This is a genomic window from Paraburkholderia caribensis (genome assembly GCF_002902945.1).
Classification (GTDB): domain Bacteria; phylum Pseudomonadota; class Gammaproteobacteria; order Burkholderiales; family Burkholderiaceae; genus Paraburkholderia; species Paraburkholderia caribensis.
Genome location: NZ_CP026102.1, coordinates 1,781,231 through 1,806,700 on the forward strand (window position 1 = coordinate 1,781,231; position 25,470 = coordinate 1,806,700).

Genomic DNA, 25,470 nt, shown 5'->3' on the forward strand with positions numbered 1-25,470 from the left:
TACGAATTCGTGTTTCATGGTTCAAGGAGTTGTTATGTCTACCCCTGCATCAGTGACGACGGGCGCTAGCAGCGCCGCCAAACTCACGCGAAGTCTGATCGCGCTGTTTGCCTTCTGCTGCGGCGCAATTGTCGCCAACCTGTATTACGCGCAACCCATCACTGAGTTGATCGCGCCGGACATTCACATGTCCCCGGACACGGCCAGCCTGATCGTCTCGCTCACACAGATCGGCTATGCGTTCGGTCTGTTCTTTCTCGTGCCGCTCGGGGACCTGCTCGAAAACCGCAAGCTGATGATCACGACCGCCCTGGTATCGATAGTGAGTCTCACAGCTGCGGCCTTTGCTCATCAGCCCGGCCTGTTCCTTGGGATCTCCCTGCTGGTGGGCTTCAGCTCGGTTGCCGTGCAGATCCTCATTCCCCTCGCCGCGCATCTTGCGCCGGACGAGTCGCGTGGCAAGGTGGTCGGCACCATCATGAGTGGCCTGCTGCTCGGCATCCTGCTGTCGCGTCCGATCTCAAGCGTGGTGGCCGGCCACTTCGGCTGGCGCGTGGTATTCGGTTCCGCAGCCGTACTGATGGCTATAGTGACCACCGTGCTCGCGCTGACCATTCCGCGCCGGCAGCCCGAGCACAAGGCCACGTATTTCGAGTTGATCGGCTCGCTCGGCCATTTGCTTCGGACAATGCCCGTCCTGCGTCACCGGTCGCTGTACCAGGGCTTGATGTTTGCGTCGTTCAGCCTGTTCTGGACGGCGATCCCCGTCGAGTTGACGCGGCAGTTCGGCTTGTCGCAAACGGCGATCGGCATCTTCGCGCTGGTCGGGGCAATCGGTGCAACGTCCGCTCCTGTTGCAGGACGTCTCGCCGACGCGGGGCATACGGCGCGCGCGACACTGATAGCGCTGGTAGTGGGTGCGCTCGCCTACACGCCTGCATTGATTCACCCAGCGTGGGGCGTATATGGCCTCGTGGTGACGGGCATCGTGCTCGACTTCGCGGTGCAGATGAACATGGTGCTCGGGCAACGTGAAATCTACGCGCTGCACGCGGCGAGCAGAAACCGTCTGAACGCGTTGTACATGACGAGCATCTTCGTTGGCGGCGCCTTTGGCTCAGCACTTGCCAGTCCGCTCTATCAGCACGGCGGCTGGCCACTGGTGGCGGCGGTTGCTACGGCCTTCCCGCTCGTCGCGCTGCTGCACTACCTGGCAATTGGCCGTCCCCACGCCGCGCGTATCGCCTGACACGCTCTGTCGACTCCGACATCCGGGCGGCGATGCTGCCTGGCTTAATAAAGTTTAAGCGTGATTTCAGGAATTTTTGTGGCGCTGACGATAGGCTAGCCAGCACAGTCCCCAGACCTGAGCAGCGCTTGATCGCTTGCCTAAGGAATCAGATATGTCCTCCCTTTCGCCCCTTCTCAGCGGGTACGACCTGCATGGCCTCGTTCTGCCAAATCGCGCCGTGATGGCGCCGATGACGCGCTCGCGCGCGCCCGTGCGCGGCCGCCCGACAGAGATGATGGCCCAGTACTATGAACAGCGTGCTTCCGCCGGGCTGATCATCACCGAGGCGACGAATGTCAGCCCGGCATCGGCGGCTTTCGAGTTGACGCCTGGCATCATGACGTCCGAGCAGATCGACGGCTGGCGCCACATCACCGACCGGGTCCACGCTGCCGGTGGGCGGATCTTCATGCAGCTCTGGCATAGCGGGCGCGTCAGTTCGTTCACCCTGCTTGGCGGTGAAGCGCCGCTCTCGCCCTCCGGCGTGAATGACGATATCGAGAAGTTGCAGGTGTGGGCGCAACTGCAGAACGGCAACTACACGCGCATTCATGCCACACCGTCGCGCGCCATGACGCTCGAAGAGGTGAAGCTCACCATTGACGCATTCAGGCAAGGCGCGGTCAACGCGATGACCGCCGGCTTCGATGGCGTCGAAGTCCACGCCGCCAATGGTTACCTGCCGCATCAATTCCTCTCGTCGACCACGAACACGCGCGACGACCACTACGGCGGATCGATTGCTAACCGCGCGAATTTCTTGCGCGAAATCCTTATGGCAATCGGCACATCAGTGCCGATCGGCAAGGTCGGCGTGCGCATCTCGCCGTATGCCCACTACAACAACGTCCGCGACGCCGACCCGGACGGCACCTATGACTACGTCGGCAAGATGCTTGGCGAGTTCGGCGTGGCATACGTCCATGCGGCCGACACGAACGGTTGGAGCGGCGCGCCGGATCTGCCGCGCATCATCGAACGGATCCGCAAGGTGTTCGACGGCCCGCTGATGGTCAACGGCGGCATTTCGGTCGACCACGCCGACGCATTGCTTCGCGCTGGCGATGCCGATCTTGTTGCGTTTGGCCGCGCGTACATCGCAAATCCCGACCTGGTCGAGCGGATCGCCAACGGGGCGCCGCTCGCGACGCCACACGCAGCGGGCTGGTACGGCGGCGACGGCACCGGTTATATCGACTATCCGTTCGCTGCCCGCGCCGCGTGACGGTGAGAACAACAACGCGCGGCGTAGGCGCGCGAAATTATCAATCGAGACGTGTGATGAAAGGTGCGTGAATGACTCTCAAGCCCAGATTGCTGTGGGGAGGAGGCCTGGTCGTCGTGGTCGTGCTGGTTGCCGCTCTGGCGCTCATGTGGAAGCCTGCCATCGCGCCGATCAGTCCGCCCCCGGCTTCGTCGTTCGACGCGCAGTCACGGCTCGCCGGTGCGCGTGTCGTGGCGCTTGGCGACTGCGTTGTGTGCCACACCGCGAAAGGCGGCCAGCCCTTCGCCGGTGGCCTGCCACTCGCCACGCCCTTCGGCACCATCTATGCAACCAATATCACGCCCGATGTCGACACGGGTATCGGCGGCTGGTCGCTCGAGGCCTTCACGCGCGCGATACGTTACGGCGTGGCTCGCGATGGCCACCTGCTCTATCCCGCGTTTCCGTATATTCACTTCACCCGCATGTCGGACAGTGACATCTCGGCGGCCTACGCATACCTGATGACGCGGGAGCCCGTCAAGGCAACCGCGCCCGCGAACGAACTGATCTTCCCGCTGAACTTCAGGCCCTTGCTCGCGTTCTGGAATGTGTTGTTCCTGCATCCTGGCGCAGAGGTGGCGGACGCCTCACACGACGCGCAGTGGAACCGCGGCAAGCTCCTGGTAGACGGACTCGGACATTGCGCCTCGTGCCACTCGCCGCTCAACCTGATCGGCGGCGAAAAGCACGGCCAGGCATTCGATGGTGGCGTCGTGGACGGCTGGGACGCGCCTGCGCTCAATGCGCTCGGCGCCGCTCCAAAGCCCTGGACCCAGGCGCAACTCGTCACCTATCTGCGCACCGGACGCGCCAGCGAGCACGGCGCCGCCGCGGGCCCGATGCTGCCAGTTACGCGCGATCTCGCCACCGTACCGGAAGAAGACGTGCAGGCGATCGCCACTTACATCCTGTCGATTCAGAAGCCTCAGCCAACGCCGCCGAATGCACCCGCGCCGACTGCTGCGCTGCCCCCCGAGGCAAAACGGGGTGCGGCGCTGTTCGCGGCGTCATGCGCGCAATGCCACGGTCCCCACTCGCCCATGCAGTCGATTGGTGGGCGCCCGACGCTCGCGTTCAGCACTGCTGTCAATGCCGCGACGCCGCGCAACGCGATCCAGATGATTCTCGGCGGCATCAACTGGCATGGCGAAGATTCGATTAACTACATGCCGGGCTTCAGCGAGGTCTACAGCGACCAGCAAATCGCCGATCTGACGTCCTACATCCGCGCGGCCTATTCGCAGCACGATCCGTGGAAAGACGTTGAACGGTCGGTCGCAACAATCAGAAAGGAGAACGACGCGCGATGATCACTCTTACCGTCAACGGCGTGCAGCATAACCTCGATATCGATCCGTCGACGCCCTTGTTGTATGCGCTACGAAACGACCTGCATCTGCATGGCGCAAAGTTCGGCTGCGGACTCGGACAATGCGGCGCCTGCACGGTGATCGTGGGCGACAAGGCTGTCTTCTCGTGCCTGATTCCCGTATCGGCGATCGGCAAACGCGCGGTGCGCACGGTCGAAGGCCTCGGCACGATCGAGCATCCCAGTGCGTTGCAGAAGTCGTTTATCGATCACCAGGCGGCGCAGTGCGGTTATTGCATCGCCGGGATGATCATGCGCGCCCAGGCCCTGCTCGATCGCAACCCGCGGCCGACAGAGCGCGAAATACTCGAACATATGGAACCGAACCTCTGCCGTTGCGGCACCCATCTGCGAATTCTTGCCGCGATTCGCGAGGTCGCGCACCTGCCGGCTGGCGACACGCTCTCCAACGAACCCATGGAGATAGCGAGCCTCGGAGGCGCGCAATGAGTGATACGGACGACAAGATCGACGAGGGACGCCGCCGCTTCATGCTGTCCGGCGCGCTGGTGGTGAGCTTCAGCATGTTCCCCGGCGTCAGCGCCATGGCGCAGGAAGTGATCGCCGATGAAGGCGCCGCCGTCCACATCGGGAAGGCAACCCAGGCACTCGCCGGCAGCCTGAAAACCAACCCTTATCTCGACGCCTGGATCAAGATCGATGCGGCGGGCAAAGTGACCGTCTATACGGGCAAGGTCGAACTCGGCACGGGTGTGCGCACCGCGCTGCTGCAAGTGGCGGCAGAAGAGCTGGACATGGCGCCCTCGCTGATCACATTCCTGACGGCCGACACAGGCGTCTCGCCCGATGAAGGGCTCACGGCCGGCAGCCACACGATGGCCGATAGCGGCAGTGCGCTGCTCAATGCGGCCGCCCAGGTTCGCGGCCTGCTGGTCGACGCGGCCGCGAAACACTTCGGCGTAGACAGCAAGCAGCTGGTCGCGCACAACGCGGTCATCAAGACGCCGGACGGCCGCAGCATGACGTATGGCGAAGCAGTCGGACTCGTCGATCTGCATCGCGTCGCCACGCCGACTTCTCCGCTGAAAAACCCGGCCAGCTTCGACATGATCGGCACCTCGCTGCCACGTGTCGATATTCCCGCCAAGGTGACGGGCGGCGCGAGCTATGTTCACGACATGATGATGCCGGGCATGCTGCACGCGCGCGTCGTGATGCCTCCCGTCTACGAGGCGAGGCTGCTGGACACCAATACCGACGAAGTGCTGAAAATGCCGGGTGTGGTCAAGGTGGTCCGCAACGGCAGCATGCTTGCCGTGGTCGCGAGAGTCGAATGGCAGGCGGTGCAGGCGCATCGCGCATTGTCGGCAGGCTGCAAGTGGACGCCTGGCCGCGCATTGCCCGATCCCGCCACGGTGCACCGCGACCTCAAGCAGATCTCCACCCAGCACATCGAAATCGCTAACACGCATCAGCCGGCTGGCGCGGCAGTGAAGACATTGAGCGCGAAATACACGAAGCGCTACATGATGCATGGCTCGATTGGCCCATCCGCCGCCGTCGCGTTGTACAAGGACGGCGAGATGACCGTCTGGACGCATTCGCAAGGGGTGTATCCGCTGCGCGACGGGCTCGCCGAAATGATGTCGATGCCGAAGGACAAGATCCGCTGCATTCACGTCGAAGGGTCAGGCTGCTACGGTCACAACGGCGCGGACGACGTCGCTGCCCACGCCACGCTCATCGCCCACGAAATCGAAGGTGCGCCCGTGCGTGTGCAATGGATGCGCGAGACAGAGCATACGTGGGATCACTACACGCCAGCGATGGTCACGGAAGTCAGTGCTTCGCTCGACGCAACCGGCAAGATCGTGGACTGGAATTACGCGCTGTGGAGCAGCTCTCACAACGAGCGGATCGTCAACGCCGGGCGCCTGATTCCCGCCCAGATGCTGGAGAAGCCGTTCGTGCCTGCGCCCTCGGTGCCGATGGTGCAGCCAGAAGGCGGTGGCGACCGCAACGCCATTCCGCTGTACTCGATTCCGAATATGCACATCATGAACAACTTCTCGCCGACGATGCCTTTGCACACCTCGGCAATGCGCTCCCTCGGTGCGCATATGAATGTGTTCTCAATCGAAGCCATCATGGATGAACTGGCAGCGGCCAGCGGCGCCGACCCGGTGGCGTTCCGGTTAAAGCATATGCAGGACCCGCGTGCACGCGATGTCATCCAGCTTGCCGCGCGAAAATTCGGCTGGCCGAGACGGACGCGCAAGCGCAATCATGGCGTCGGATTTGCGTTCGGCAAGTACAAGAATCTTATGGCGTATGTGGCCATGGCCATTGAGGTATCCGTCGTGCCCGAGACCGGCCAGGTGGTGCTGGAGCACGCCGAAGTGGCGGTGGACTCGGGGCAGATCGTCAATCCGGATGGGATTCGCAACCAGATCGAAGGGGGCGTCGTTCAGGCCGCAAGCTGGACGCTTTATGAAGAACTCAAGTTCGATACATCGAGAATCCGCAGCTTCGACTGGAGCACTTATCCCGTCCTGCGCTACTCCGCGGCGCCGCGTAGCATCAACGTGCATTTGATCGATCGTCCGGGTGCGCCGTTTCTTGGCGCGGCCGAGGCGTCTATGGGCCCGACGGCTGGCGCGCTCGCCAACGCGTTGTTCGACGCAACCGGCAAGCGGCTGCGCGACATGCCGCTGGCCGGCGACAGATTGCGGGAGCTGATCGACGCGTAACGCGCTCGGCGGTGGTCACGCGGTCGACGCGAGTCGCGTGATTCCTCACGACGAAAAAACGGCGAGCCATCCCGGTTCGCCGTTTTTCCTGCGAATGTAAGGCGACGGGGCATCGCGAGGATAAGTCGGCGGGCGTCTGGCTGCAGCTACAAACAGATCGGTATAACTGGGCAGCCTCCGCAGACTTTGTCGTGCCCCAACAAATTATGGAGATACATCAAAGTCTGCGGCGAAAATCCATCGAAACGCGGTTATCGCCGTTGATGTTCCACGCGTGGGACATATTTAAAGTTTGCGTCAGTTATCTCTAGTCTCGAGATCGCATCGGATTCAAGAACGCAAAGTCCGCGGGAGGTATGTGCCAACGGCAATATGACTGCGGCAATAACAAGGGTCATAGCAAAATTGTGACGCACTGCAGCAATCGACGCCCTAACCGTCCCGATTAGGGTCAACACTGGCTCGTGAAGTGAACCAACAGCTCGATTTCACGAATTCGCTGCCGCTGGCTGGTGGTAAATCTCGTGCGCCGCAACCCGGCCATGTGTATGGCTTCGTCGCAGTCACCCAACCGTTGTTCCGATGCCAAAGTGACGAGCCAAGAAATGACACGTTCGCGATAGGCCTGCTGGCATTCCTCCACTTCCGCCAAAACGGCCGAAAAAGATTGACTCGGAGTCCTTACTTGCCGAAAGCCTCCTCGATCAAGAATGGCGCTCTTAGTCGCTCTGATCGGTGGCTCAATTAACATCAGCTGGCGACACGCGTAGCGAATCTCGTCGGAGGTCGGTTCATACACCCTGCACGGCTGGCGCGACCGATGGCGTCGATTAAACGTGAGCAGCCAATCACGGTCATTTTTCAACAGGGCCGCATATACCTTTGAATTGGCTTCGACCGCGGCGGTGATGCGTTTTTTCGATGAAATATTCTCAACCAGTCGGCGCCACGTCGAGCGCAATTTTCTGACTTCTTGCTGGGGCAACATTTTGAGATTTCCCAGCTTTTCCTGTTGCGCCCAATACCGCGCGGTAGTTGGATCCAGATGGAGCTCTTGTGCCGCACGATCGATACTCGCCCCTCTACTGACCAACGCACGAAATCGACTACGATAGCGTGGCCCATACGAGGTCGGTCTCAATTTTTTGGGGACATGTGCAGTTGTTTTCAACGCTCTATATGCTATCCCGCACGTACACACGAGCCTCCATGCGCCTCTACACGTTGGCGAAACGTTGAAAACATCAGCAGGTCGATGTAACGCACCTGTACACGAATTCGGTCCCAAAACTGCAGAAACGATCTCCCTCTCGTCTGAGTAAGTTGGACTTTCATGCCGAATCCCTGGCAAATACGATCCAGGCAATTCGATGCAATGTTCGAGAAATGACTCTCCTGCGATGAACATGAATGGGTGACGATATCCGTCTTAGGTTGGAATCGGCTCCTCAAGATCAGTTTCTTCGGGAATATATCGAGTTATGGATCCGATATCGTGACTGGACATTTACGGGTGGTGGAGATACAGACCTGCAAGAACTGGCACATGCGATCGACTCATGGCATGACAAGCTACGCAAGACCGACGCGGTTTTCAATCATATATACCAGCCACTGTTGCGCTACCTGGAAATAGCCGAGTGTTGATTTGCACCGGAATCTGACGCACTTTTTGCATCTAAAATTGACCCACCTTGGATGTGCTGCAACGTCAATCCGGTGCGTCGATTTCCTCCTCTTTTTGCCGTTTGGGTGGGCTTTTTCGGGTTGCAGCCCGCGAAGCGGGCTGCCCCGCCGTGCTGTTTTTGAAGCGCCACGAATCGTTACCCGTTTCGACTATGTGGCAGTGGTGCGTAAGTCGGTCGAGCAGCGCGGTCGTCATCTTTGCGTCGCCGAACACGTTGGACCATTCGGTGAAGCTTAGATTGGTCGTGACGAGAATGCTCGTGTGCTCGTAAAGTTTCGAGAACAGGTGAAACAGCAGTGCGCCGCCCGTTTGAGTGAATGGGAGATAGCCGAGTTCGTCCAGAACGATGGCATCGACATACATCAGGCGATTTGCGAGTTGCCCGGGCTTGCCGGCGGCCTTCTCGGCCTCAAGCTGGTTCACAAGCTCAACAGTGGTAAAGAATCGAACTCGTTTTCCGTGGTTCTGTATAGCTTCGATACCGATGGACGTCGCGAGGTGCGTCTTTCCTGTGCCCGGGCCGCCAATGAACACGATGTTCTGCGCGGATTCGCAGAACCGGACTGTGTGGAGTTCGCGAACGAGCGCTTCATCGACGCTTGCCTGCTCGAAGTCGAACCCGGCAAGGTCACGGTGTGCAGGGAAGCGCGCAGCGGCCATCTGATAGTTGATTGACCGGACCTGCCGCTCAGCTGTCTCTGCCTTCAGCAGCATCTGCATGAATTGCTCCGGGTCGAAGTCGTTGTGACGCGCCTGCGCAACCAGTTCGGGCCACGCTTGCGCCATTCCGTGAAGCTTCAACGATTTGAGAAGTGCAGCGGTTTCATTCGACATGACCGTCCTCCTCGTTACGCATGACGCGAAGTCGCTCATAGCGGCGAACGTCTGCAAGCGGTTCGACGTTGAGCGTGATGGCTGTCCTGACTACATCGCCTGAGCGTGCTGCAGGGCTTTTGAGTCGAGCGAGGATGTTCAGAACATGCTCGCCGCTCGGCCGTCCTGACTCTAGCGCCAGCTCGACGGCAACCAGCACTGCCTCCAGACCATGAATGGGCGTCGCCGCGAGCACCTGTACCATCACGCGGTCGCCGCCAGCCTGCTTCAGCAAGTGCTTCTGCAGACGCTGCATCGGCTCAGGCATCGTCAGAAACGGTGCCCCGTTCCGTAGAGACCCGAGTTTCCGCTCAACCAGAGTGATGTAATGCCGCCAGTCGTAGAAGGTTTGATAACGGTCGAAGCTGCGCGGGTGGCGGGCAATCTCGATGCCGTCCGCCACAAGGCTGATGTAGGTCGGGTAGCAACGGAGGCTGACGATTTGGTGCGCATATTCGGTGGGCACGCCATAACGGTTCCGGTCGAGATGCACCAGGCTCGTTGGCGAAACGCGTACAGGCTTCTCGATGTAGCCATCGAACGGCTTCGGTATCTGCATTAACCTCGGACGTTCATCCAGCAGCGCATCTTCGACGCTTAGTTCCGGCCACTGGGGATGTCGCAATTGCTTCCACGCCTGATGGCACCGCTCGGCCAGCCATATGTTCAGGACCTCAAGTGACTCCCACCGAATGCTCACTGCGTCGTGCCAAATCTGCCGACGACGGTCCTGGACATTCTTTTCGACGATGCCCTTTTCCCAGCCAGCCGCGCGGTTGCAGAACTCAGGCTCGAACAGATAGTGGCCGCACATCGCGTGGAAGCGCGCATTGATAGCTCGCTTCTTGCCCGGACCAACCTTGTCGACGGCGGTCTTCATGTTGTCGTAGATGCCGCGTCGGGGAACGCCACCTAGCGCGACGAACGCTCGCGCGTGGGCATCAAACAGCATCTCGTGACTTTGCGTCGGATAGGCGACCAGCCAGAATGCCCGACTGGCAGCGAGCTTCATGTGAGCGACTTCAACCCGTCGCCTGAGCCCGCCGAGAAACACGTACTCGCAACTCCAGTCGAACTGGAATGCTTCGCCGTATTCGAAGGTGAGCGGCACGAACGCGCCGCGCTGCGCCCCCGATCGCGCTCCTTCTTCCAGTTGCGCACGAATGCGGAGACGCGGTCATAGCTGCCATCGTAGCCGGCAGCTCGCAAATCCTCGTACATCTGGGTCGCGGACCGGCGCTCTCGCCGGGGTCGCCTCGTGTCCGCGACCAACCATAGCCGCAGTTGCTCCGACCACGGGTCGATGACGCTGCTATTGACGCGTTTGGCGTATTTCGGCTCGCCCGTCGATGGTTCGCGCAGCCACCGGCGGATAGTGTTCCTCGAGAGCCCCGTTTGTCTCGCAATGTCCCGAAGCGGGACGCCGTCGCGGAAATGCATCCGCCGAATCTTGGCCAACATGCTCACGGTTATCACTCCGTTCTCCTGCCTGGCGTCCAAGCAGGAAGTTGAACATGTGGGTCAATTTTCGATGCAAATTTCTAGCGGAAGTGGGTCAGTTTTATCCGCGTATCAACACGATGCCTTTCTCCTGAACCATCCACGCAAGCATCGCCCCTGTTCCGTAGGCAGTGTCACCGACCAGACGCTTGGGTTTGAGTGCGAAGCGCTGTTCAACCCTATCGACCATCGTCTTGGTGGATTCCCCCTCCTGCGTTCTGTGTGCAGGTGTAGCCTCAACATCGACGATGATCCCCGCGTGCAGGTCAATCAAATAGTTTGTTGAGTATGCGAAGAACGCTGGTCCACCTGGCGCGGCGGTGTAGCGTGTGGCTGGATCGGTTAGCGAGATTCGTTTTGGCGGTGTGGCGGACTCCACGTCATCGGATGGCGCAGGGTTCGCTTCCTCCAGCGCACTTAAATACTCTTGCGCCGCCCGGCTCGGACTGTCGCCCTGACGCCAGTCGATGACTTCTGTTCCAGGTACTCCGCGAGCACGATTTGCGTCCGCCTTGACCACGCTCGCATCGACGGCGAAGCCTTCACCTTCAACAAGTCCTTCGCTCATACAGCGACGCAGGACAGATTCGAAGACGTGCCGCAATGCTTCGCTGTCGCGGAATCGTCCGTGTCGATTCTTGGAGAACGTCGAGTGATCGGGGACTGCGTCTTCCAGGCCAAGGCGACAGAACCAGCGGTAGGCAAGGTTGAGATGTACCTCTTCGCACAGACGTCGTTCGGAGCGAATGCCGAAGCAGTAGCCCACAATCAGCATGCGGATCATGAGCTCAGGATCGATAGAAGGCCGACCGGTGTGGCTGTAGTGCGGTGCGAGGTGCTCGCGAAGTCCATCGAGGTCGAAGTAGCGATCAATACCGCGCAACAGGTGCGTGCGCGGAACATGGTCATCAAGGTTGAAGGCGTAGAAGAGTTTGTCCTGACCACCACCTTGTTGACCCATCATGACGTTCACCCCCGTCGATCAATGTCTTCCAGGATAGCCAAAATTCGATTTGGCGGGGAGTTTTTCAACAGAATCGGCCGAGCCCGGATATCCGTCGGCTGACGACAAACGGCCCCCCGGCTGATCGCCGAACTTCCCTAGTCGACCCTTCTCTGCCGTTGACGGAATTACGATCGGAAAGGGCGGCTTTCGAATACATAGCCGTCGTCCGATTGGTTCGAGCAGGCACATTCAGCCGGCCTGTCCAGCCTGAAGTTGCGGTGCGTAATGAAACGCCGACACGGAAACCCGGTATTTCGACGCGAACCGATCAAGCACAAGCAATCAGGTTTACGTGGCCGGGGCGTCCAGCACCGTAGGGACCTCGATCAACATCGGGGCATTCGACGTCAACGCGGCCGACAATGCGTGCCTGAGCCGATCGGACGTGTCCGCTTGCACCGCGTGCACGCCGTAGCCTTTTGCGAGCGCGACGAAGTCGATGTCCGGCACATCTAGCCCCGGCACGTTATCGACCTTCAGCACGTTCGCAAACCAGCGCAGCGCGCCATAGCTCCCGTTCTTCATGATCAGAAATATGACGGGGATCTTATACTGTGCCGCCGTCCAGAGAGCAGTGATACTGTAGTTTGCCGAACCGTCACCGATGATCGCGATGACCCGACGGGACGGGGCAGCGAGTTGCACGCCGAGCGCCGCCGGCATGCCGAATCCGAGTCCACCGGCACTGGCGAAGTAATAGCTACCCTGATGTTCAAGACGCAGCCGCTCCCAAAGGACAGAAGTCACCGATGGCGCTTCGTTCACGTAAATGGTGCCCGCTGGCGCAATCTCGTCAACGATGTCAAAGACACCGCCGGCCGTCAGCATGTCGGGGCGCCCGGCCACGTCAGCGGCTCGCGACGGTCTCGGAGCTGGGGCCGGCAAAGGGCGGCCCATGCTGGGGACTCGTTCAGTTAGCGCTTCGAGAACCGCACGCACATCGCCAACAAAAGCGTCGCCGATTGGCGCGCGTGCGGCTTCCTGTGGATCCCCGACGATCGCGACAAGTTGCGCACCATCGGGTAAAAAATCACCCGGCTCGTACTGGTGATAGCGAAATACGGGCGCACCAAATACCACGATCAGGTCGTGCCCCTTCAACGCGGCGGACAGACTCGCGATCCCGGCGGCAAGCGGTCCTCGAAAGCAGGGATGGCTGGTGGGGAATGGACAGCGCCCGGCGGAAGGTGCAATCCACACAGGGGCTCCGAGCTTCTCCGCGAGTTGGATGGCAAAGCCATTCGCTTTGCAGGCATCGACATCGGCACCCAGCACCAGAACGGGACTTGCTGCTTCGCACAAACGTTTGACAAGACCGTCAAGCGAGGTAGCATCGAGCGATCCCGCTGCACATACCTGACGCCCAATCAGTGCTTCAGATCGAGGATCTACCTCGGCCGTCCAGTCGTCATAAGGCACAGACAGAAAGACCGGGCCGGACGGCGGCAGCGACGCCATGTGCATCCCACGGTTGATGGCGAGCGGCACGTCCCTGGCCGTGGCTGGCTCCTGACTCCATTTGACCAACGGCCGTGGCAAAACCGTCGCATCCAGATTGGTCAGCAATGGTTCGATGCCGCTCATCGCCCTCGTCTGCTGTCCAGCCAGCACGATGAGCGGCGAATGGGAGTTACATGCATTGGCAAGGGCGCCCATCCCGTTGCCGGTTCCGGCGGCGGAGTGCAGATTGACGAGCGCTGGCTTGCCCGTTGCTTGCGCATAGCCGTCTGCCATCGCAACTGCGACGCCCTCGTGCAGCGCGAGGTAGTATTGGAAGTCCGACGGGAACTCACTGAGAAAGGGTAACTCGTTCGATCCGGGGTTCCCGAAGACCATCGTGATGCCATGTTGACGCAGGAGCCTATAGGTACAGTCGCGAACACTCGTCATTGGTTTTACCTCGTGCTGATAGCACCCAAATGCGATTGGATCGGCGTTGAAATACGCTGATCGCCAATAGGCCGGACGTGCACCTTCGGCCGCGGAGGAAGACAGAACGGGGCGCGGCCCGTCGCGGATACCGGCTTCTACTTGTCCTCCGCCGATGCCGCCCAAGCCGAGCGCATGTCCCGCAACACCCAGGTGAGCGCCTCATCGGGAATCAGATAACCGCCGATACCATCCGTAAACAGAATGTCGTAGATCCGGCGGCTCACGGCATCGATCGTCGCCGGGTCAATCTCGCCAGTGGCCGGCCGAGCCGGCAGCAGGATCGTGATCGTATCCGGCTCCTGCGGCACGACTTCGATACGGTAATCGCCGGCGGGCATCGAGCCGAAGTACTCCCTCAGTCCCCCGACGGGATCGTCAATCAGTCGGCTACGCGCTGCCGGATCGCGCCGCAGCGTGCAATAGTGCGCGGTGAAAATATCGTGCCCGTCGTTCATTGGTTGTTCCTCCGGAAACTTTGGCGCATGCGCAACAGTTCCAGCTTCAGAGTCTGCGGCATGATCCAGCAGAACAGCTCGCCGCTCTGCCACAAATCCATCTGATTGATTACGGTCCGGGCATCTTCCTGTCGCGCCGCAAGTGGCGGAATTACGAAGTAAAGCGTATCGGGCCGCTGTTGCCGGATGTCGATCTTCACATCAGGCGATACCTCCACCCCAACGGTTTTCAACGCTCGCCGGGGATCGCGCTCCAGCATTTCGGCAAAATCAGGATATGTCCACGCAAGCTCGACCAGCCGGCGTTCCAGCGTCACACCACCTGCCTTTTCTGTCTTGAGTCGCACAGCCACCTCCGTCAAAATCCGACGACCTTCATGATGCACATCGGGCAACACATCCTCCTGACATCCTCTCACCCGACGGGCCGAAATCCTTGAGCTTTGTCAATCATCACCAATTTGACCGTCCCAACCATTCAGAGGACGTTGCACGCGCAGCGATCTCTCTCGCCGTACCCGGTCAGGGGCGACGAAGGGGCGGTCCCAGGAAGTCAACGCCCCATTTCCCGGCGAATGCTGTCAGCAGCGCGGCGTCGGGCCGGCCCGCCTTCATCACATCGCCCAACTCGGTGAAGAAGGCTTTGGCGTCAAGACCAGGGACGATCAGAACCAGTTGCCGCGAAGGGCGGTCGTCGAGGTTGACAAAGCCGTGTGGTACACCGCCTGGCACGGTGATCGTATCGCCGACGTTTGCGACGAATCGTTTTCCCTCGACCTCGAACAGGTAACGTCCTTCGAGCACATGAAAAATCTCGGTCTCGGCATGCCTGTGAAATGGAGGACCAAACCCCGGCGCATTGCATGTCTCGATCATCGTCAGTTGATTGCCGCTCGTCGACGGCTCCATGCACAAGCGAAGCTCTAGCCCAATGGCAGGAACCTTGATGGATGGATCGTCCGTCCGGGTGGTTGATAGTCGGAATGTCATGACGTTGTCTCCTCTGTTCACCGCTGCGATGGATGCATTTTGCGCGATGGGAATTAGCCAGGAATGAGGAGCAGCGTTCGCGCACCCCGCCGTGTCTCAGTCACCCTTAACGCGTCGCCGTCTTCGAGTCATGCATCGTTTATGAAACACCCGAAACGCCCATTTTCGATCAGACCTGGTCACCTGCGACGTCCGTGTGGGGCCAACCGGTGCGTCGCGCACTCGCTGTCACGAGAGCGATCGTCGTCCGCTTACGTCTGACTAATTCAGGGCTAACTCCGGGCTCTTACGATGCACAGCACTGACGCATGAGTCCGTGAACAGGCAAAGTCCCCGGTCGCGTTCCATGAAATCCGCGCATTCGCTCGCGAACACGATGATCTGGACAGGGAATCCCGCGATTGCGATTGCCTGACTGGTGACACCGCCTTTTTCCACTGCAATTCTTTTCAGGAGCCGGTAATGGAAACGCTCGACTACGAACAGACTTCGCTTGCCCGAGTGGCCCCTGCGAGACGCGTTTACCGCCAAGCTTCGCCGACGGAACTGACATACATCGAAACGCGCACGAACGTGGTGAGTCGAAGCAGCATCGCCGGAACGGTCACGAGAGACCAGTTCGATACGGCTGTGTCATACCTGGAATCGCGCTACGGCATTCTTCGTGCGGTCGTCGAGGACGGGCAATTCGTGGAACGGGCAGTAGACTCTTCGCCGGTCAAAGCCTGGCTGCCTTCCGATATGTATTCCGCCGATGATGTCTATGCGAAGCTGTTGAACGCCGAACTGGATACGCGGGTCAGCGTTTACAGTATCCACGTTATCGCCGGAGATGATGCGCTCGAAGTTTTTATTCATAGCGCGCATGCAATTACGGATGCAACCTCCCTGGTCGAACTGCATTCGTGTCTCGCGCATTTCTGCGATTGCGTCGTCCGCGGGGTCGCGCCGACCCTGCGGGTGCAGCCCTTTCCGAACCCGGTGGATGCAGCCGTAAGTCAAAGCCTGGCTTCGCTGCAGGCAGACCACCTCTGCACTCCGCCGTCCTTTTCCGGGGCATTCGCAGAAATCCCGATGCGTGCACTACCCGCGGGCCGGTCCTTGACACATCGTCTGGAGCGCACCGTGATCTGCGCGGACGACATGCATCGGATCAGCGCGGCAGCACATGCGCACGGTTCTTCCGTCCATTCACTCATTCTCGCCGCGTTTGCCCTTTCGATTCGCGACCTAACCCTGGGTAGCCCACGCCAGATCCTGATGCGGTCGAACCTCGACATGCGCCGCAGGCTTGAGCCACCTGTCTCCACGGAACTCGTCTTTACGGCCATCACGGGACACATCAGCTCCATTCCCGATCTCGACCAGCCGCTGTTCGACATCGCAAAGTACGTTTTTCATGAAATTCACGAAGGTGTGCACAATGGGCTTGTCTTTCACGACTACCTCAATTATCCGAACTCGTATGGCAGCACGAAACAGCCGCCCGTTGCGCTCAATATCTCCGACATGCAGAGGATCGACTTTCACTGGCCGACGCAGAAGCTGAGCGTGACAGGCTTTGAATTTGCGTTAGGGTGGACGAAAACGTTCCCCAACGTCTCGATCGCGGTCTATGACGGAACACTGATCGCGAACACGGTCTATGTTGAAGAGTTCATTGATCCCGCCATTATGCGGGCCATCTCTGAACAGGCAGTGAGCAGGCTGCTCGCCGCGTGCCAGTCCAGTTAGTTTCCGGGCGACGGGCGCAACGGCAAGACGAGTGTCGCGATCAGCCCGCTCTGGCCGTCGCGACGGTTTTCCAGCGAAATCGAACCACCGTGTTTCTCGACCACTGACTTCACGATCGACAGGCCCAGCCCCGTGCCTTCGACCGTTTCAGATTTCAACCGGAAGAAGCGGTCGAATACGCGGTCGAGCGCGTCCTCCGGAATTCCGGGTCCGGTATCAGTGATACGGACGACAGCATTCGTCGCATCCGCAAATACGTCGATGTCGATGCATCCACCCGCAGGCGTGTAGCGCAGCGCGTTCTCGATCAGGTTGCGCACTGCCATGCGCAGTTCTCCAGCGTGCGCATGCAGGTGCACGGCTTCGAAGCGCTTCACACCCAGGTCGATCAAGCGGGCATCCGAGACGGGCAGCAGATCGGCAACCAGCGTCTGAACCATCTGGCGCAAGTCGATTGCGTCGTCGACCGCATCGGGATCACGTTGCGCATCGGCACGTGCGAGCTCGAGAAGCTGCCGGATCATCGTCGCAGTGCGGACGATCGCTTCGCGCAACTCGCGCGTGCGCTCGGCGCGCGCGGTCGCATCGGGTGCATTTTCCAGGTTATCGATACGCAGTTGCAAAACGGCAATCGGTGTACGCAGTTCATGTGCCGCGTCGGCGATGAAACGCTTCTCTCCTTCGATGCCGATCTGCAAGCGCGCAATCATCCTGTTGATCGAATCGGCGAACGGCTTCACCTCTTCAGGTGCGTGCGATATGTCGAGCGGCGTCAGGTGGCCAATGCCAACGGCTTCGGCATCTGAACTCGCACGTTCCAGCGAAGCGAATGCGGTGTTGACGACCATCGGGATCGCAAACCATACCAGCAGGATCAGGAAAAATGTGGGTACCAGACTCTCGAGCGCCGCGCGTCCTGCGGACTGCTCGCGAAACGCCACGGGCTGGCCGACCTGATAGGTCAGATCATCCGCACTCTTCCTCAGCGTGTATATCCGATAGCGATGACCGTTGATCCGCTCAACCGAATAGCCGCCTGGTGCGTTCCTGTTGAATATGACTTCGGGGTCGGTATTGTCGGTCGGCGTGGAGAGTCCCTGTTTCCATATCTGCCCGACGAAGCCGTCGATCGAATGCTGCGGCGGGCCATTCGTGCCGATCGTGCCCACCTTGCCAGCGGCAAGCCATACCGCCGCGCCCTGCAGATGAACATCAAGCAGTTCGTCGATGTGTCTCATCGTAAGCCAGTACGACGCGCCGGCATCGGCGAGTCCGACGACGGCGAACAGTACGATTAATGTTCCGATGATCCGGCTCTTCAACGATTTCATGGCGCGAAACTCCGGCCTGTTAGTCGTGCGCATACGGTTATGACGGGATCTGCGTCATACGCGACGAAAGTACTGCAGGTATCCGCGCGCGCTTTCAGCGCTGGCCGGCCAAACTCGTCCAGCACTCTCAGTGCATAATAAGGGGACATAGCTCGCACGCGAGATCGTGCGCCGATTCAGGTTATCTGACAACGGGCTCGACATGCCTGCTTGAACCGTGGGACCGTCCTCAGCGCACGCTACACTGACGTGCCGCGCCTGCGCGCGAGGATTCGTTCGAGGACCGCCCGTCCGTTCGAGCCTGTGCCGCCGTAGCAGCTCGCGCAATACGCGCGAATCGCACGATGGTCAAGCTGTGAAGAAAGCACATGGCGCAATCCACACATCAGGTCAGTGAGTACCGCGATGCATCAGATAGTCCCGCTCGTTGTATGCGCGTTCACCAGTGCGACATGCCGCCCAACGCCCAGACTTCCTCAAAACCGCTCCGCCAGATTGGGCGAACGCGTAGTCTACGGGGCGCTGCCGGGCCATGCTCCATGTGATATCCGCACAACGCCCGTCCGCCCCGCACTATTGCTGGAACCAGGTCCAAACCCGGGAGTGTGCGCGTTTGCAGGTGTGTGTGCATGAATCGGCCGCCCAATTCGATATCGAATGCACCTGCGCCCCCCGCGCCCTCATTCGGTATGGGCATCCTTTTCCGTTTGCGGAAGTCGGGGGCGCGATGGCCCTTCGGCTGCCGCGCCGCGCTCAGCGTCGGGTTGCCGGTCGCCATGGGATGGGCGGCTGGCGACGTAGCGGCCGGGTTGACTGCAACGATCGGCGCATTTACGTCGATGTATGCTACAGACCGGCCATACCTGAATCGCGCGCGGCTTCTCGCGGGCATCGCTCTGTCGTTCAGCGCCATCGTCGCACTCGGCGTGTGGGTGCAGCAGTGGCCCACTGCGGCTGTGCCCCTCATCGTCGTGATCGCGATGGCGGCGACCTTCATCTGTCATTCACTCCGGATCGGACCGCCGGGCGCCTACATGTTCGCGCTTGTCTGTGCCGCCGGCACCTCCATGCCAGTCTCTGTCGATCGTATCGGCTGGCTCGTGCTGGGCGGCGGCATGGTGTCGTGGGTCGTGCACATGTGTGGGGCGCTTTTTGCACCGCGAGGCCCGGAAAAGGCGGCGGTCGCCGCCGCGGCGGACGCGGTGGCTCAATTCGCGCAGACGATGGGCACACAGGCACAAGATTCCTCGCGCCACGAAGCGGCGCTAGCACTTCATCACGCCTGGACCACACTCGTCACGTTTCAGCCCGCGTCGCAACACACCGATAACGCCCTCGCATTGTTACGTGCGCTCAACCGGGAACTACATCTGATTTTTGCCGCTTGCGTCGATGCCGACGAATCGACTGCGGGCAAACTGGCCACCCTGAGCGAACGCGCCCGTGACATCGGCATCCAGGCGACCGTTCTCCGTGCAGGTCAGGTTCCGCCCACAAACATTTCGCCCGTGCCGCTCGGACGACCGCCCATCTGGCAATTGTTGCGGGACAATCTTTGGGTGCGTTCGCCGGCATCGATGGTCACGGCACGCGTGGGATTCGCGGTCGTCGCGACGGGCCTAGTCAGCGTTACCTTGGGCCTGGAACGAGCGTATTGGGCAATTGCAACGGCAGTGCTCATGCTGTACCAGGGCCTCGACTGGGTGCGAACCGCGCAGCGTGGACTGGAGCGGGCCATCGGCACATTCGTCGGGCTGGTTCTCGCTGGCGCAATACTCACCGTGCAACCCACGGGTCCGTGGCTCATCGCAACCTTGATGGGCCTGCAGCTTGTGATCGAGATGCTGATCACCCGCAATTACGCTCTGGCTGTCGTTTTCATCACGTCGAGCGCACTCGTTGTCGCTTCCGGCGGCCGGTTCCTATCCGACCCCGGCGCCCTGCTCTGGGCACGTGGTGTTGACACCAGCATCGGCTGTGTGATGGCACTGCTCGTTTATGCTTTGCTCGGCCCCCGCGGCTCGCCTGCCTCCCTGCGCGAGCGGATGGTCCAGACCTTGACTGCAGTGCAGTCCGCACTCGACCACGCTGCTCCCGGCGGCGCGAACACTGATGCAGCGCTGCGCATTCGGCGCAATCTTCAGAACTCCCTCTTCGCACTGTTGAGCTCTTATGAGACCGAGACGGGCGGCATTCGACGTTATCGCGAGGCAGCTGAGCGTCTGTGGCCAGCGGTCGTCGCCACGCAAAGATTGGGCTATAAGGTACTAGCTGTGTTCTGGTCGATTGAAGCGTCAGACGACGCTGCCAACGTTGCCACGGCCCGCGCCCATCTCACGGCTGATGAGCGAGTCGCCGTCAAGGCGGCATTGGAAATCGTTATCGCCGCGGTGCGTCAAAACATCGGGCCGGTTGAGCTTCACCGATCGCCGCCTCCGCTGCGAGAAGAGCTGGTGGATCTGGGTGTGACGCTTGTCGCGGATGAGCGTTGAGAGTGCAAGGTGAACGCTTCCAGGCAGTTGGCGCCCTCGCGATCGACTCTGCTCGCGTCAACGGGCTTACGTGAGCGAAAAAGAGGAAATTTCGGAAAGCCGCGTGTGGTGCGTCGTAAGCGGGACAACCGGCGCAAACACGACGAACAGGCAAAGGGCGAACTGATGCGGAACAACTTCAAGCCAGGCGTGTCGACAGCGCGTATGGTCATGGATCACGGTACTCACCCAATCTCGTCCTGATCTGGATTCCGTCGGCCAGACTCACGCCGAGATGCTGGTGGTTCGATCGTCAAAGTGGCGAGCCTTCATGCAGGTCGGACACTTGCAGCGACGCTCGAGCTGGTCACACCGGCCCCGCTGTTTAGCTTGTCAACGGGGCACGATTTATAATGCGTTGAAACATCACAGTTGACAAAATGCCGAAGGACGCGGAATCACCGGATTTCACCTGGGCATATAAGCGGGCATAACGACGGCGCGAGCAAGCTCAACGTAATTTCGCTGGTTTACTCGGGTAATTCCGGTTAATACCAGGTTAGCAATCTGTCGATAGCGCGGTTTGCGGGCAGCACATTCTGGTGTGCGGGGAATATCCTTATGAACACAAATGCAGGTAATACCGGCATGGCTTCAGTGGATCACGCGCCGCTGCAGGTGCATGAAATCGGCAGCTTTCACGTAGGCGGCAATATAGTCTCGCTATCGGGTATGGCTCCGCGGATGCGGGTAAGTACCGCACGCGGCGCGGTTCATCCTATCGATCCCAACGGGGAAATGATTGTTGGTCAGATGTACGTGCAATATGTGAAGCTGGCATCCCCGCGCAGCGAACACCCTCTTTTGCTATGGCATGGGGGCGGAATGACTGGTGTCAACTGGGAAACGACGCCAGACGGGCGTGCTGGATGGCAAATGTACTTCCTCAAGGCAGGCTTCGATGTATTCGTTTCCGACGCGGTCGAACGGGGTCGCGCTTCGTGGGCTCCGTATCCCGAGGTCTATCCCGACGCACCGTATTTTCGTACGGCCCGTGAAGCCTGGGAGGAAACGTTCCGCTTCGGACCGGCAGGCTCCTGGAGTGTCGATCCTGCGCAGCGTCATTCTCACGAAGGACTCCGCTTTCCCGTCGCTCATATGGAAGCGTTCATGAATCAATTTGTACCTCGCTGGGGTAGCAATGACGTGCTCACCCAGCATGCGTATGACGCGCTCGTTGCCCGTCTGGATAGCAGCATCATTCTGACACACAGTCAGGGCGGCAATTTCGGATTTAAAGCGAGCTTGCGCGCGCCCGATCGCATCAGAGCGGTCATTTCGTTAGAGCCGTCGGGTGCACCCGATCCTGATCAATACGATCCCGCGCCATTACGCCACGTACCTCATTTGTTCATTTGGGGCGACTATCTCGGTCAGCACTCTTTCTGGATCAATTCCATCCCCAACGTGCGGCGCTGGTACGAAGCGCTGACCGCCGCGGGCACAGACACTCAATGGGTGGATCTGCCCGCATGTGGGATCGTCGGCAACAGCCACGCACTGATGGCTGACGATAACAGTGATGCTATCGCTAAAATCGTGCTCAACTGGATTCGAGAGAGGGGACTCGTCAGCTAAAACGAGTGCTCATCTTCCCGGTGATGACTATGCGAATCCGACGCACAAAATCCGGTGAAAATGTTTGATCACTTCGAACAGCGCCCTGCTTTGGGTAGATAGATGTCACCTGCTCGCCGCAATTCGCAGCATTGCTTCTGGCGGTGTTTACCTCTAGCTCTGGGGCAATTCTGCACGCCCGCAGGTGGCGACGACGTGCGGATAGCTATAAACCCATAATCGCCTTGGTGGAGGCGCAAAGCGCTCCGCCGCATTGATGGCCGACCTCGATGACAGAACGGCCGCTTGCCGCGGCGTAACGGACGCTTGAACGTCGTATTTCCCCCTACACCGAGTGACGGCTCGTGGCCGACTGCCGTCCGAGGTGGCGGCCGTGGACGACCCAGAGTGTGTGAAAACGCATTGATCGCCTAAACTGAATCAACGCATTGAGCCCGGGTGACTCATGAAGCGATTCGTTGAAGGCGATGACCGCAAGCAGGTCGCACTACTTCCAGAATGCGTCGATGACTACATCGGACAGGACAACCCGGTCAGGGTCATAGACGCCTTCGTCGACGAACTGGATCTTGCAGAACTCGGTTTCGACGGTACCACGCCGGCGATGACGGGCCGCCCGTCCTACCATCCGGGTGTGATGCTGAAGATCTATATCTACGGCTACCTGAACCGGATACCTTCCAGCCGGCGTCTTGAGCGTGAATGCCAGCGCAACGTCGAGTTGATGTGGCTAACGGGACGTCTGGCTCCGGACTTCAAGACGATCGCCGACTTTCGCCGTAACAGCGGCGCAGCCATTCGCAATGTATGCCGGCGTTTCGTCGAACTGTGCCGTGGGTTGAAGCTGCTGTCCAGTGACATGGTGGCCATTGATGGTAGCAAGTTCAAGGCGTCAAACAGCCGCGACAGGAACTACACGGCTAGCAAGATCGACAAGCGTCAGCAGCAGATCGAAGAAAGCGTGCAGCGGTATCTCGACCTGATTGCAACCGCAGACCGGACCAGTCCAACAGGTTTCGATGTGAAGACCGTTCGCCTATACGAGAAGATCGCCCGCTTGCGTCAGCAGATGCGTGAGCTCGCACAGATCAGGAAGCAATTAGAGAAGCAACCGGACAAACAGCTGTCGATGACGGATCCCGATGCACGCTCCATGGCAACAAGCGGAAAAGGCTCCGGCATAGTGGGCTACAACGTTCAGGCAGCCGTAGACACGAAACATCATCTGATTGTTGAGTACGAGGTAACCAATGTCGGAAACGATCACGGACAACTGAGCAGAATGGCGATAGCTGCGAAGGACGCGATGGGCAGATCGAAGCTGAAGGTGGTGGCTGATCGGGTTACTTCAGCGGGCCAGAGATACGTGCATGCGATCTGAACGACATCAGTGCGTATGTTCCCAAGCCACTCACCTCTGCATCCCGGAAGAAAGGCCTCTTCACCAAGGCCGACTTCGTCTACGTGGCAAAAAGCGACGTGTATCGATGCCCTGCGGGCGAGCGAGCCATTCATCGATTTACGACCGTTGAGCATGACATGAATCTGCGGGTTTATTGGCCAAGTGCCTGCCCGCGTTGTCCTATGAAGGAGCGATGTTCACCCAGCGACTATCGCCGCATCCGACGCTGGGAACACGAGAACACATTGGAAGCCATGCAGCGCCGGCTTGACCGGAAACCCGACGCAATGACCATCCGCCGAAGTACCGTCGAGCATGTCTTCGGTACGCTGAAGCACTGGATGGGTCCTGCACACTTCCTGACCAGGACGCTCAGGCGAGTGAGTACGGAGATGAGCCTTCAGGTGTTGACCTACAACCTGAAGCGGGTCATGAACATACTTGGCATTGCGGGGACGTTGAAGGCCATGAAGATGGCCGGAAGCTAAAGCCCCGAGGGGCTTTGTTGGGCTCGTGATGTTCGATTAGTGCAAACTCGTCGTATCAACCTCGATCAACCTGACCGGCAATCACCCGCTTAGCGGTAGAAATGGAGTTTCCACACACTCTGGACCCTGAACCGCCGGTCGCTGGATCATGATTTTGGCGTCGGGTAATGAAATACACCGGTTATTCGACCGCAGGGCCGAAATTTAAAAATCACGGAAAGCGATGTCATGGTGGCCGCACCCTGATCAAACGACGCGTCAAACGAGGCCATGTGTTGGAAGAAACCATGGCTGCTTTCGTCCGACCAGTCGACGAGCCATGCGAGTGGCTCAAGCCGGCAGGTCCAAATTCAAAAGAGCTAACTTCAGTGCCTAGCGCCGTGCGATCGAGGCGACGTTCGCATTGCGGTACTGCTGCGGCTGAGCATGGTTTTAGGTATGGGATAGTGTAAACCCTAAGTCGATATTCCCATTGAATGGGAATCGCATTTTTGTCCAGCGGGAGCGACGTGGCATTCTGCGTGATCGGAATCCCATCTCTTCGGGCAAAACTCAACGTGAAACAGGAATCCAGCGTCATCGGCGCCGAGCGCCTGCTGCTCGTACTTGCTTCGCTCGCGAGCCACGGCAAAGCCATGTCCGTGAAGGACATGCTCGGCGTGACCGGCCTCGCGCAAAGCACGCTCTATCGCCAGATCGCGCTGCTTAAGCGCTGGGGCTTCGTGACGGAGGACGCGGGCTGCTATGCCCCTGGTCCTGTGAGCCTGCAGCTCGCACTCGGCTTCGACATCAATTCGATGCTGGTCGAAGCGAGCCGCGACGGCATGGCGGAGCTCTCGCGCGCGACGCAGGAGAGCGTCGGGCTCATCATCGCCGTGAACGACCAGGTGATCTGCCTCGAGATGGTCGAGAGCACGCACTCGCTGCGTTGCTCGTTCGAAAAAGGCCGCGCGGTGCCGTTGCGCGCGGGCGCGTCCGCCAAGTCGCTGCTCGCCTTCATGGCGGAGAGAACGCGCAACGAAGCGCTGGAGCGCCAGTTCGCCGGCGACGACGCGGCGCGGGCCGCCCTCGAAACGGAGCTCGAGCGCATTCGCGCGCGCGGTTACGCCGTAAGTGACAGCGAAGTCGATCCCGGAGTCTGGGGCGTGAGTGCGCCCGTGTTCCGGCGCATGTCGCGCGGCGCGGGCGCGAGCGCATCGATCACGCTGATGGCCCCGTCCTTGCGCGCGGCGGGCCGCGAACAACAACTCGCCGACTGGACCGTGCGAACGGCCAACAGCATTTCTACCCGACTGCAATCTGCCTGAGCCTCACTCAACCACGAC

Annotated in this window: 17 protein-coding genes and 3 pseudogenes; 11 read left to right on the plus strand and 9 right to left on the minus strand. The window is 59.9% G+C overall.

The window, feature by feature from the left end:
* Nucleotides 1-34 precede the first annotated feature (34 nt).
* From C2L66_RS24485 to C2L66_RS24505, 5 genes are all read left to right on the plus strand, one after another.
* Nucleotides 35-1,249: an MFS transporter gene (locus C2L66_RS24485; RefSeq protein WP_060606038.1), complete on the plus strand. Its 1,215-nt coding sequence runs from the start codon at nucleotides 35-37 to the stop codon at nucleotides 1,247-1,249.
* A gap of 154 nt (nucleotides 1,250-1,403) precedes the next feature.
* Nucleotides 1,404-2,516 (plus strand): alkene reductase, encoded by a 1,113-nt coding sequence (locus tag C2L66_RS24490; protein WP_060606035.1) that lies wholly within the window; start codon nucleotides 1,404-1,406, stop codon nucleotides 2,514-2,516.
* Nucleotides 2,517-2,587: 71 nt separating this feature from the next.
* Nucleotides 2,588-3,868 (plus strand): cytochrome c, encoded by a 1,281-nt coding sequence (locus C2L66_RS24495; protein ID WP_060606032.1) that lies wholly within the window; start codon nucleotides 2,588-2,590, stop codon nucleotides 3,866-3,868.
* Entirely contained in the window at nucleotides 3,865-4,377 is a 513-nt protein-coding gene (locus tag C2L66_RS24500; RefSeq protein ID WP_054930576.1) for a (2Fe-2S)-binding protein, read from the plus strand. Before C2L66_RS24495 ends, C2L66_RS24500 begins: the two co-directional genes overlap by 4 nt.
* Entirely contained in the window at nucleotides 4,374-6,638 is a 2,265-nt protein-coding gene (locus C2L66_RS24505) for a xanthine dehydrogenase family protein molybdopterin-binding subunit (protein WP_060606029.1), read from the plus strand. Before C2L66_RS24500 ends, C2L66_RS24505 begins: the two co-directional genes overlap by 4 nt.
* A gap of 451 nt (nucleotides 6,639-7,089) precedes the next feature.
* Here C2L66_RS24505 and C2L66_RS24510 read toward each other — a convergent pair whose 3' ends face one another.
* Complete coding sequence (locus tag C2L66_RS24510; protein ID WP_082670438.1) at nucleotides 7,090-8,046, minus strand: TnsD family Tn7-like transposition protein; 957 nt, start codon at nucleotides 8,044-8,046, stop codon at nucleotides 7,090-7,092.
* A gap of 2 nt (nucleotides 8,047-8,048) precedes the next feature.
* Here C2L66_RS24510 and C2L66_RS24515 point away from each other — a divergent pair, with 2 nt between their 5' ends.
* A complete protein-coding gene (locus C2L66_RS24515; protein WP_060606024.1) occupies nucleotides 8,049-8,285 on the plus strand; it encodes a hypothetical protein in 237 nt (78 codons plus the stop codon).
* A 64-nt stretch (nucleotides 8,286-8,349) separates the two neighbouring features.
* Here C2L66_RS24515 and istB read toward each other — a convergent pair whose 3' ends face one another.
* The 7 genes and pseudogenes from istB to C2L66_RS24550 all read right to left on the minus strand — a co-directional run bounded on the left by istB (nucleotide 8,350) and on the right by C2L66_RS24550 (nucleotide 15,081).
* Nucleotides 8,350-9,159 carry an IS21-like element helper ATPase IstB gene (istB, locus tag C2L66_RS24520; RefSeq protein ID WP_060606021.1) on the minus strand — a complete coding sequence of 270 codons (810 nt, stop codon included), beginning with the start codon at nucleotides 9,157-9,159 and terminating at the stop codon, nucleotides 8,350-8,352.
* A pseudogene (gene istA / locus C2L66_RS24525) lies at nucleotides 9,149-10,665 on the minus strand (IS21 family transposase). The gene istB and the pseudogene istA overlap by 11 nt, the downstream one beginning before the upstream one ends.
* A 112-nt stretch (nucleotides 10,666-10,777) precedes the next feature.
* Nucleotides 10,778-11,662 (minus strand): annotated as a pseudogene (locus C2L66_RS24530) (transposase); the annotation flags it as partial.
* A 330-nt stretch (nucleotides 11,663-11,992) separates the two neighbouring features.
* A complete protein-coding gene (gene mdlC, locus C2L66_RS24535) occupies nucleotides 11,993-13,540 on the minus strand; it encodes a benzoylformate decarboxylase (RefSeq protein WP_233444972.1) in 1,548 nt (515 codons plus the stop codon).
* Nucleotides 13,541-13,731: 191 nt separating this feature from the next.
* A complete protein-coding gene (locus C2L66_RS24540; protein WP_060606015.1) occupies nucleotides 13,732-14,091 on the minus strand; it encodes a hypothetical protein in 360 nt (119 codons plus the stop codon).
* Complete coding sequence (locus C2L66_RS24545; protein WP_197496851.1) at nucleotides 14,088-14,486, minus strand: hypothetical protein; 399 nt, start codon at nucleotides 14,484-14,486, stop codon at nucleotides 14,088-14,090. Before C2L66_RS24545 ends, C2L66_RS24540 begins: the two co-directional genes overlap by 4 nt.
* Before the next feature lie 127 nt (nucleotides 14,487-14,613).
* Nucleotides 14,614-15,081 carry a cupin domain-containing protein gene (locus C2L66_RS24550; RefSeq protein WP_060606004.1) on the minus strand — a complete coding sequence of 156 codons (468 nt, stop codon included), beginning with the start codon at nucleotides 15,079-15,081 and terminating at the stop codon, nucleotides 14,614-14,616.
* Nucleotides 15,082-15,543: 462 nt separating this feature from the next.
* Here C2L66_RS24550 and C2L66_RS24555 point away from each other — a divergent pair, with 462 nt between their 5' ends.
* Nucleotides 15,544-16,815 carry a phthiocerol/phthiodiolone dimycocerosyl transferase family protein gene (locus tag C2L66_RS24555; RefSeq protein ID WP_060606001.1) on the plus strand — a complete coding sequence of 424 codons (1,272 nt, stop codon included), beginning with the start codon at nucleotides 15,544-15,546 and terminating at the stop codon, nucleotides 16,813-16,815.
* Here C2L66_RS24555 and C2L66_RS24560 read toward each other — a convergent pair.
* Nucleotides 16,812-18,146 carry a sensor histidine kinase gene (locus C2L66_RS24560; protein WP_060605998.1) on the minus strand — a complete coding sequence of 445 codons (1,335 nt, stop codon included), beginning with the start codon at nucleotides 18,144-18,146 and terminating at the stop codon, nucleotides 16,812-16,814. The genes C2L66_RS24555 and C2L66_RS24560 overlap by 4 nt on opposite strands.
* A gap of 689 nt (nucleotides 18,147-18,835) precedes the next feature.
* Between C2L66_RS24560 and C2L66_RS24565 the strand changes: the two genes are divergently transcribed.
* The 4 genes and pseudogenes from C2L66_RS24565 (at nucleotide 18,836) to C2L66_RS24580 (ending at nucleotide 25,452) form a co-directional block, all read left to right on the plus strand.
* Nucleotides 18,836-20,638: an FUSC family protein gene (locus C2L66_RS24565; RefSeq protein WP_060605995.1), complete on the plus strand. Its 1,803-nt coding sequence runs from the start codon at nucleotides 18,836-18,838 to the stop codon at nucleotides 20,636-20,638.
* Between the two features lie 600 nt (nucleotides 20,639-21,238).
* Nucleotides 21,239-22,255 (plus strand): alpha/beta hydrolase family protein, encoded by a 1,017-nt coding sequence (locus tag C2L66_RS24570; RefSeq protein WP_060605993.1) that lies wholly within the window; start codon nucleotides 21,239-21,241, stop codon nucleotides 22,253-22,255.
* A gap of 445 nt (nucleotides 22,256-22,700) precedes the next feature.
* Nucleotides 22,701-24,145, plus strand: a pseudogene (locus tag C2L66_RS24575) (IS1182 family transposase).
* A 557-nt stretch (nucleotides 24,146-24,702) separates the two neighbouring features.
* Entirely contained in the window at nucleotides 24,703-25,452 is a 750-nt protein-coding gene (locus C2L66_RS24580) for an IclR family transcriptional regulator (RefSeq protein WP_054930615.1), read from the plus strand.
* Nucleotides 25,453-25,470: the final 18 nt, after the last annotated feature.

Coding starts and splice junctions, on each gene's coding strand:
- C2L66_RS24485 (WP_060606038.1), top strand. CDS start 35: ATGTCTACCCCTGCATCAGTGACGACGGGCGCTAGCAGCGCCGCCAAA.
- C2L66_RS24490 (WP_060606035.1), top strand. CDS start 1,404: ATGTCCTCCCTTTCGCCCCTTCTCAGCGGGTACGACCTGCATGGCCTC.
- C2L66_RS24495 (WP_060606032.1), top strand. CDS start 2,588: ATGACTCTCAAGCCCAGATTGCTGTGGGGAGGAGGCCTGGTCGTCGTG.
- C2L66_RS24500 (WP_054930576.1), top strand. CDS start 3,865: ATGATCACTCTTACCGTCAACGGCGTGCAGCATAACCTCGATATCGAT.
- C2L66_RS24505 (WP_060606029.1), top strand. CDS start 4,374: ATGAGTGATACGGACGACAAGATCGACGAGGGACGCCGCCGCTTCATG.
- C2L66_RS24510 (WP_082670438.1), bottom strand. CDS start 8,046: ATGTTCATCGCAGGAGAGTCATTTCTCGAACATTGCATCGAATTGCCT.
- C2L66_RS24515 (WP_060606024.1), top strand. CDS start 8,049: ATGGGTGACGATATCCGTCTTAGGTTGGAATCGGCTCCTCAAGATCAG.
- istB (WP_060606021.1), bottom strand. CDS start 9,159: ATGTCGAATGAAACCGCTGCACTTCTCAAATCGTTGAAGCTTCACGGA.
- mdlC (WP_233444972.1), bottom strand. CDS start 13,540: ATGGTCTTCGGGAACCCCGGATCGAACGAGTTACCCTTTCTCAGTGAG.
- C2L66_RS24540 (WP_060606015.1), bottom strand. CDS start 14,091: ATGAACGACGGGCACGATATTTTCACCGCGCACTATTGCACGCTGCGG.
- C2L66_RS24550 (WP_060606004.1), bottom strand. CDS start 15,081: ATGACATTCCGACTATCAACCACCCGGACGGACGATCCATCCATCAAG.
- C2L66_RS24555 (WP_060606001.1), top strand. CDS start 15,544: ATGGAAACGCTCGACTACGAACAGACTTCGCTTGCCCGAGTGGCCCCT.
- C2L66_RS24560 (WP_060605998.1), bottom strand. CDS start 18,146: ATGAAATCGTTGAAGAGCCGGATCATCGGAACATTAATCGTACTGTTC.
- C2L66_RS24565 (WP_060605995.1), top strand. CDS start 18,836: ATGGGCATCCTTTTCCGTTTGCGGAAGTCGGGGGCGCGATGGCCCTTC.
- C2L66_RS24570 (WP_060605993.1), top strand. CDS start 21,239: ATGAACACAAATGCAGGTAATACCGGCATGGCTTCAGTGGATCACGCG.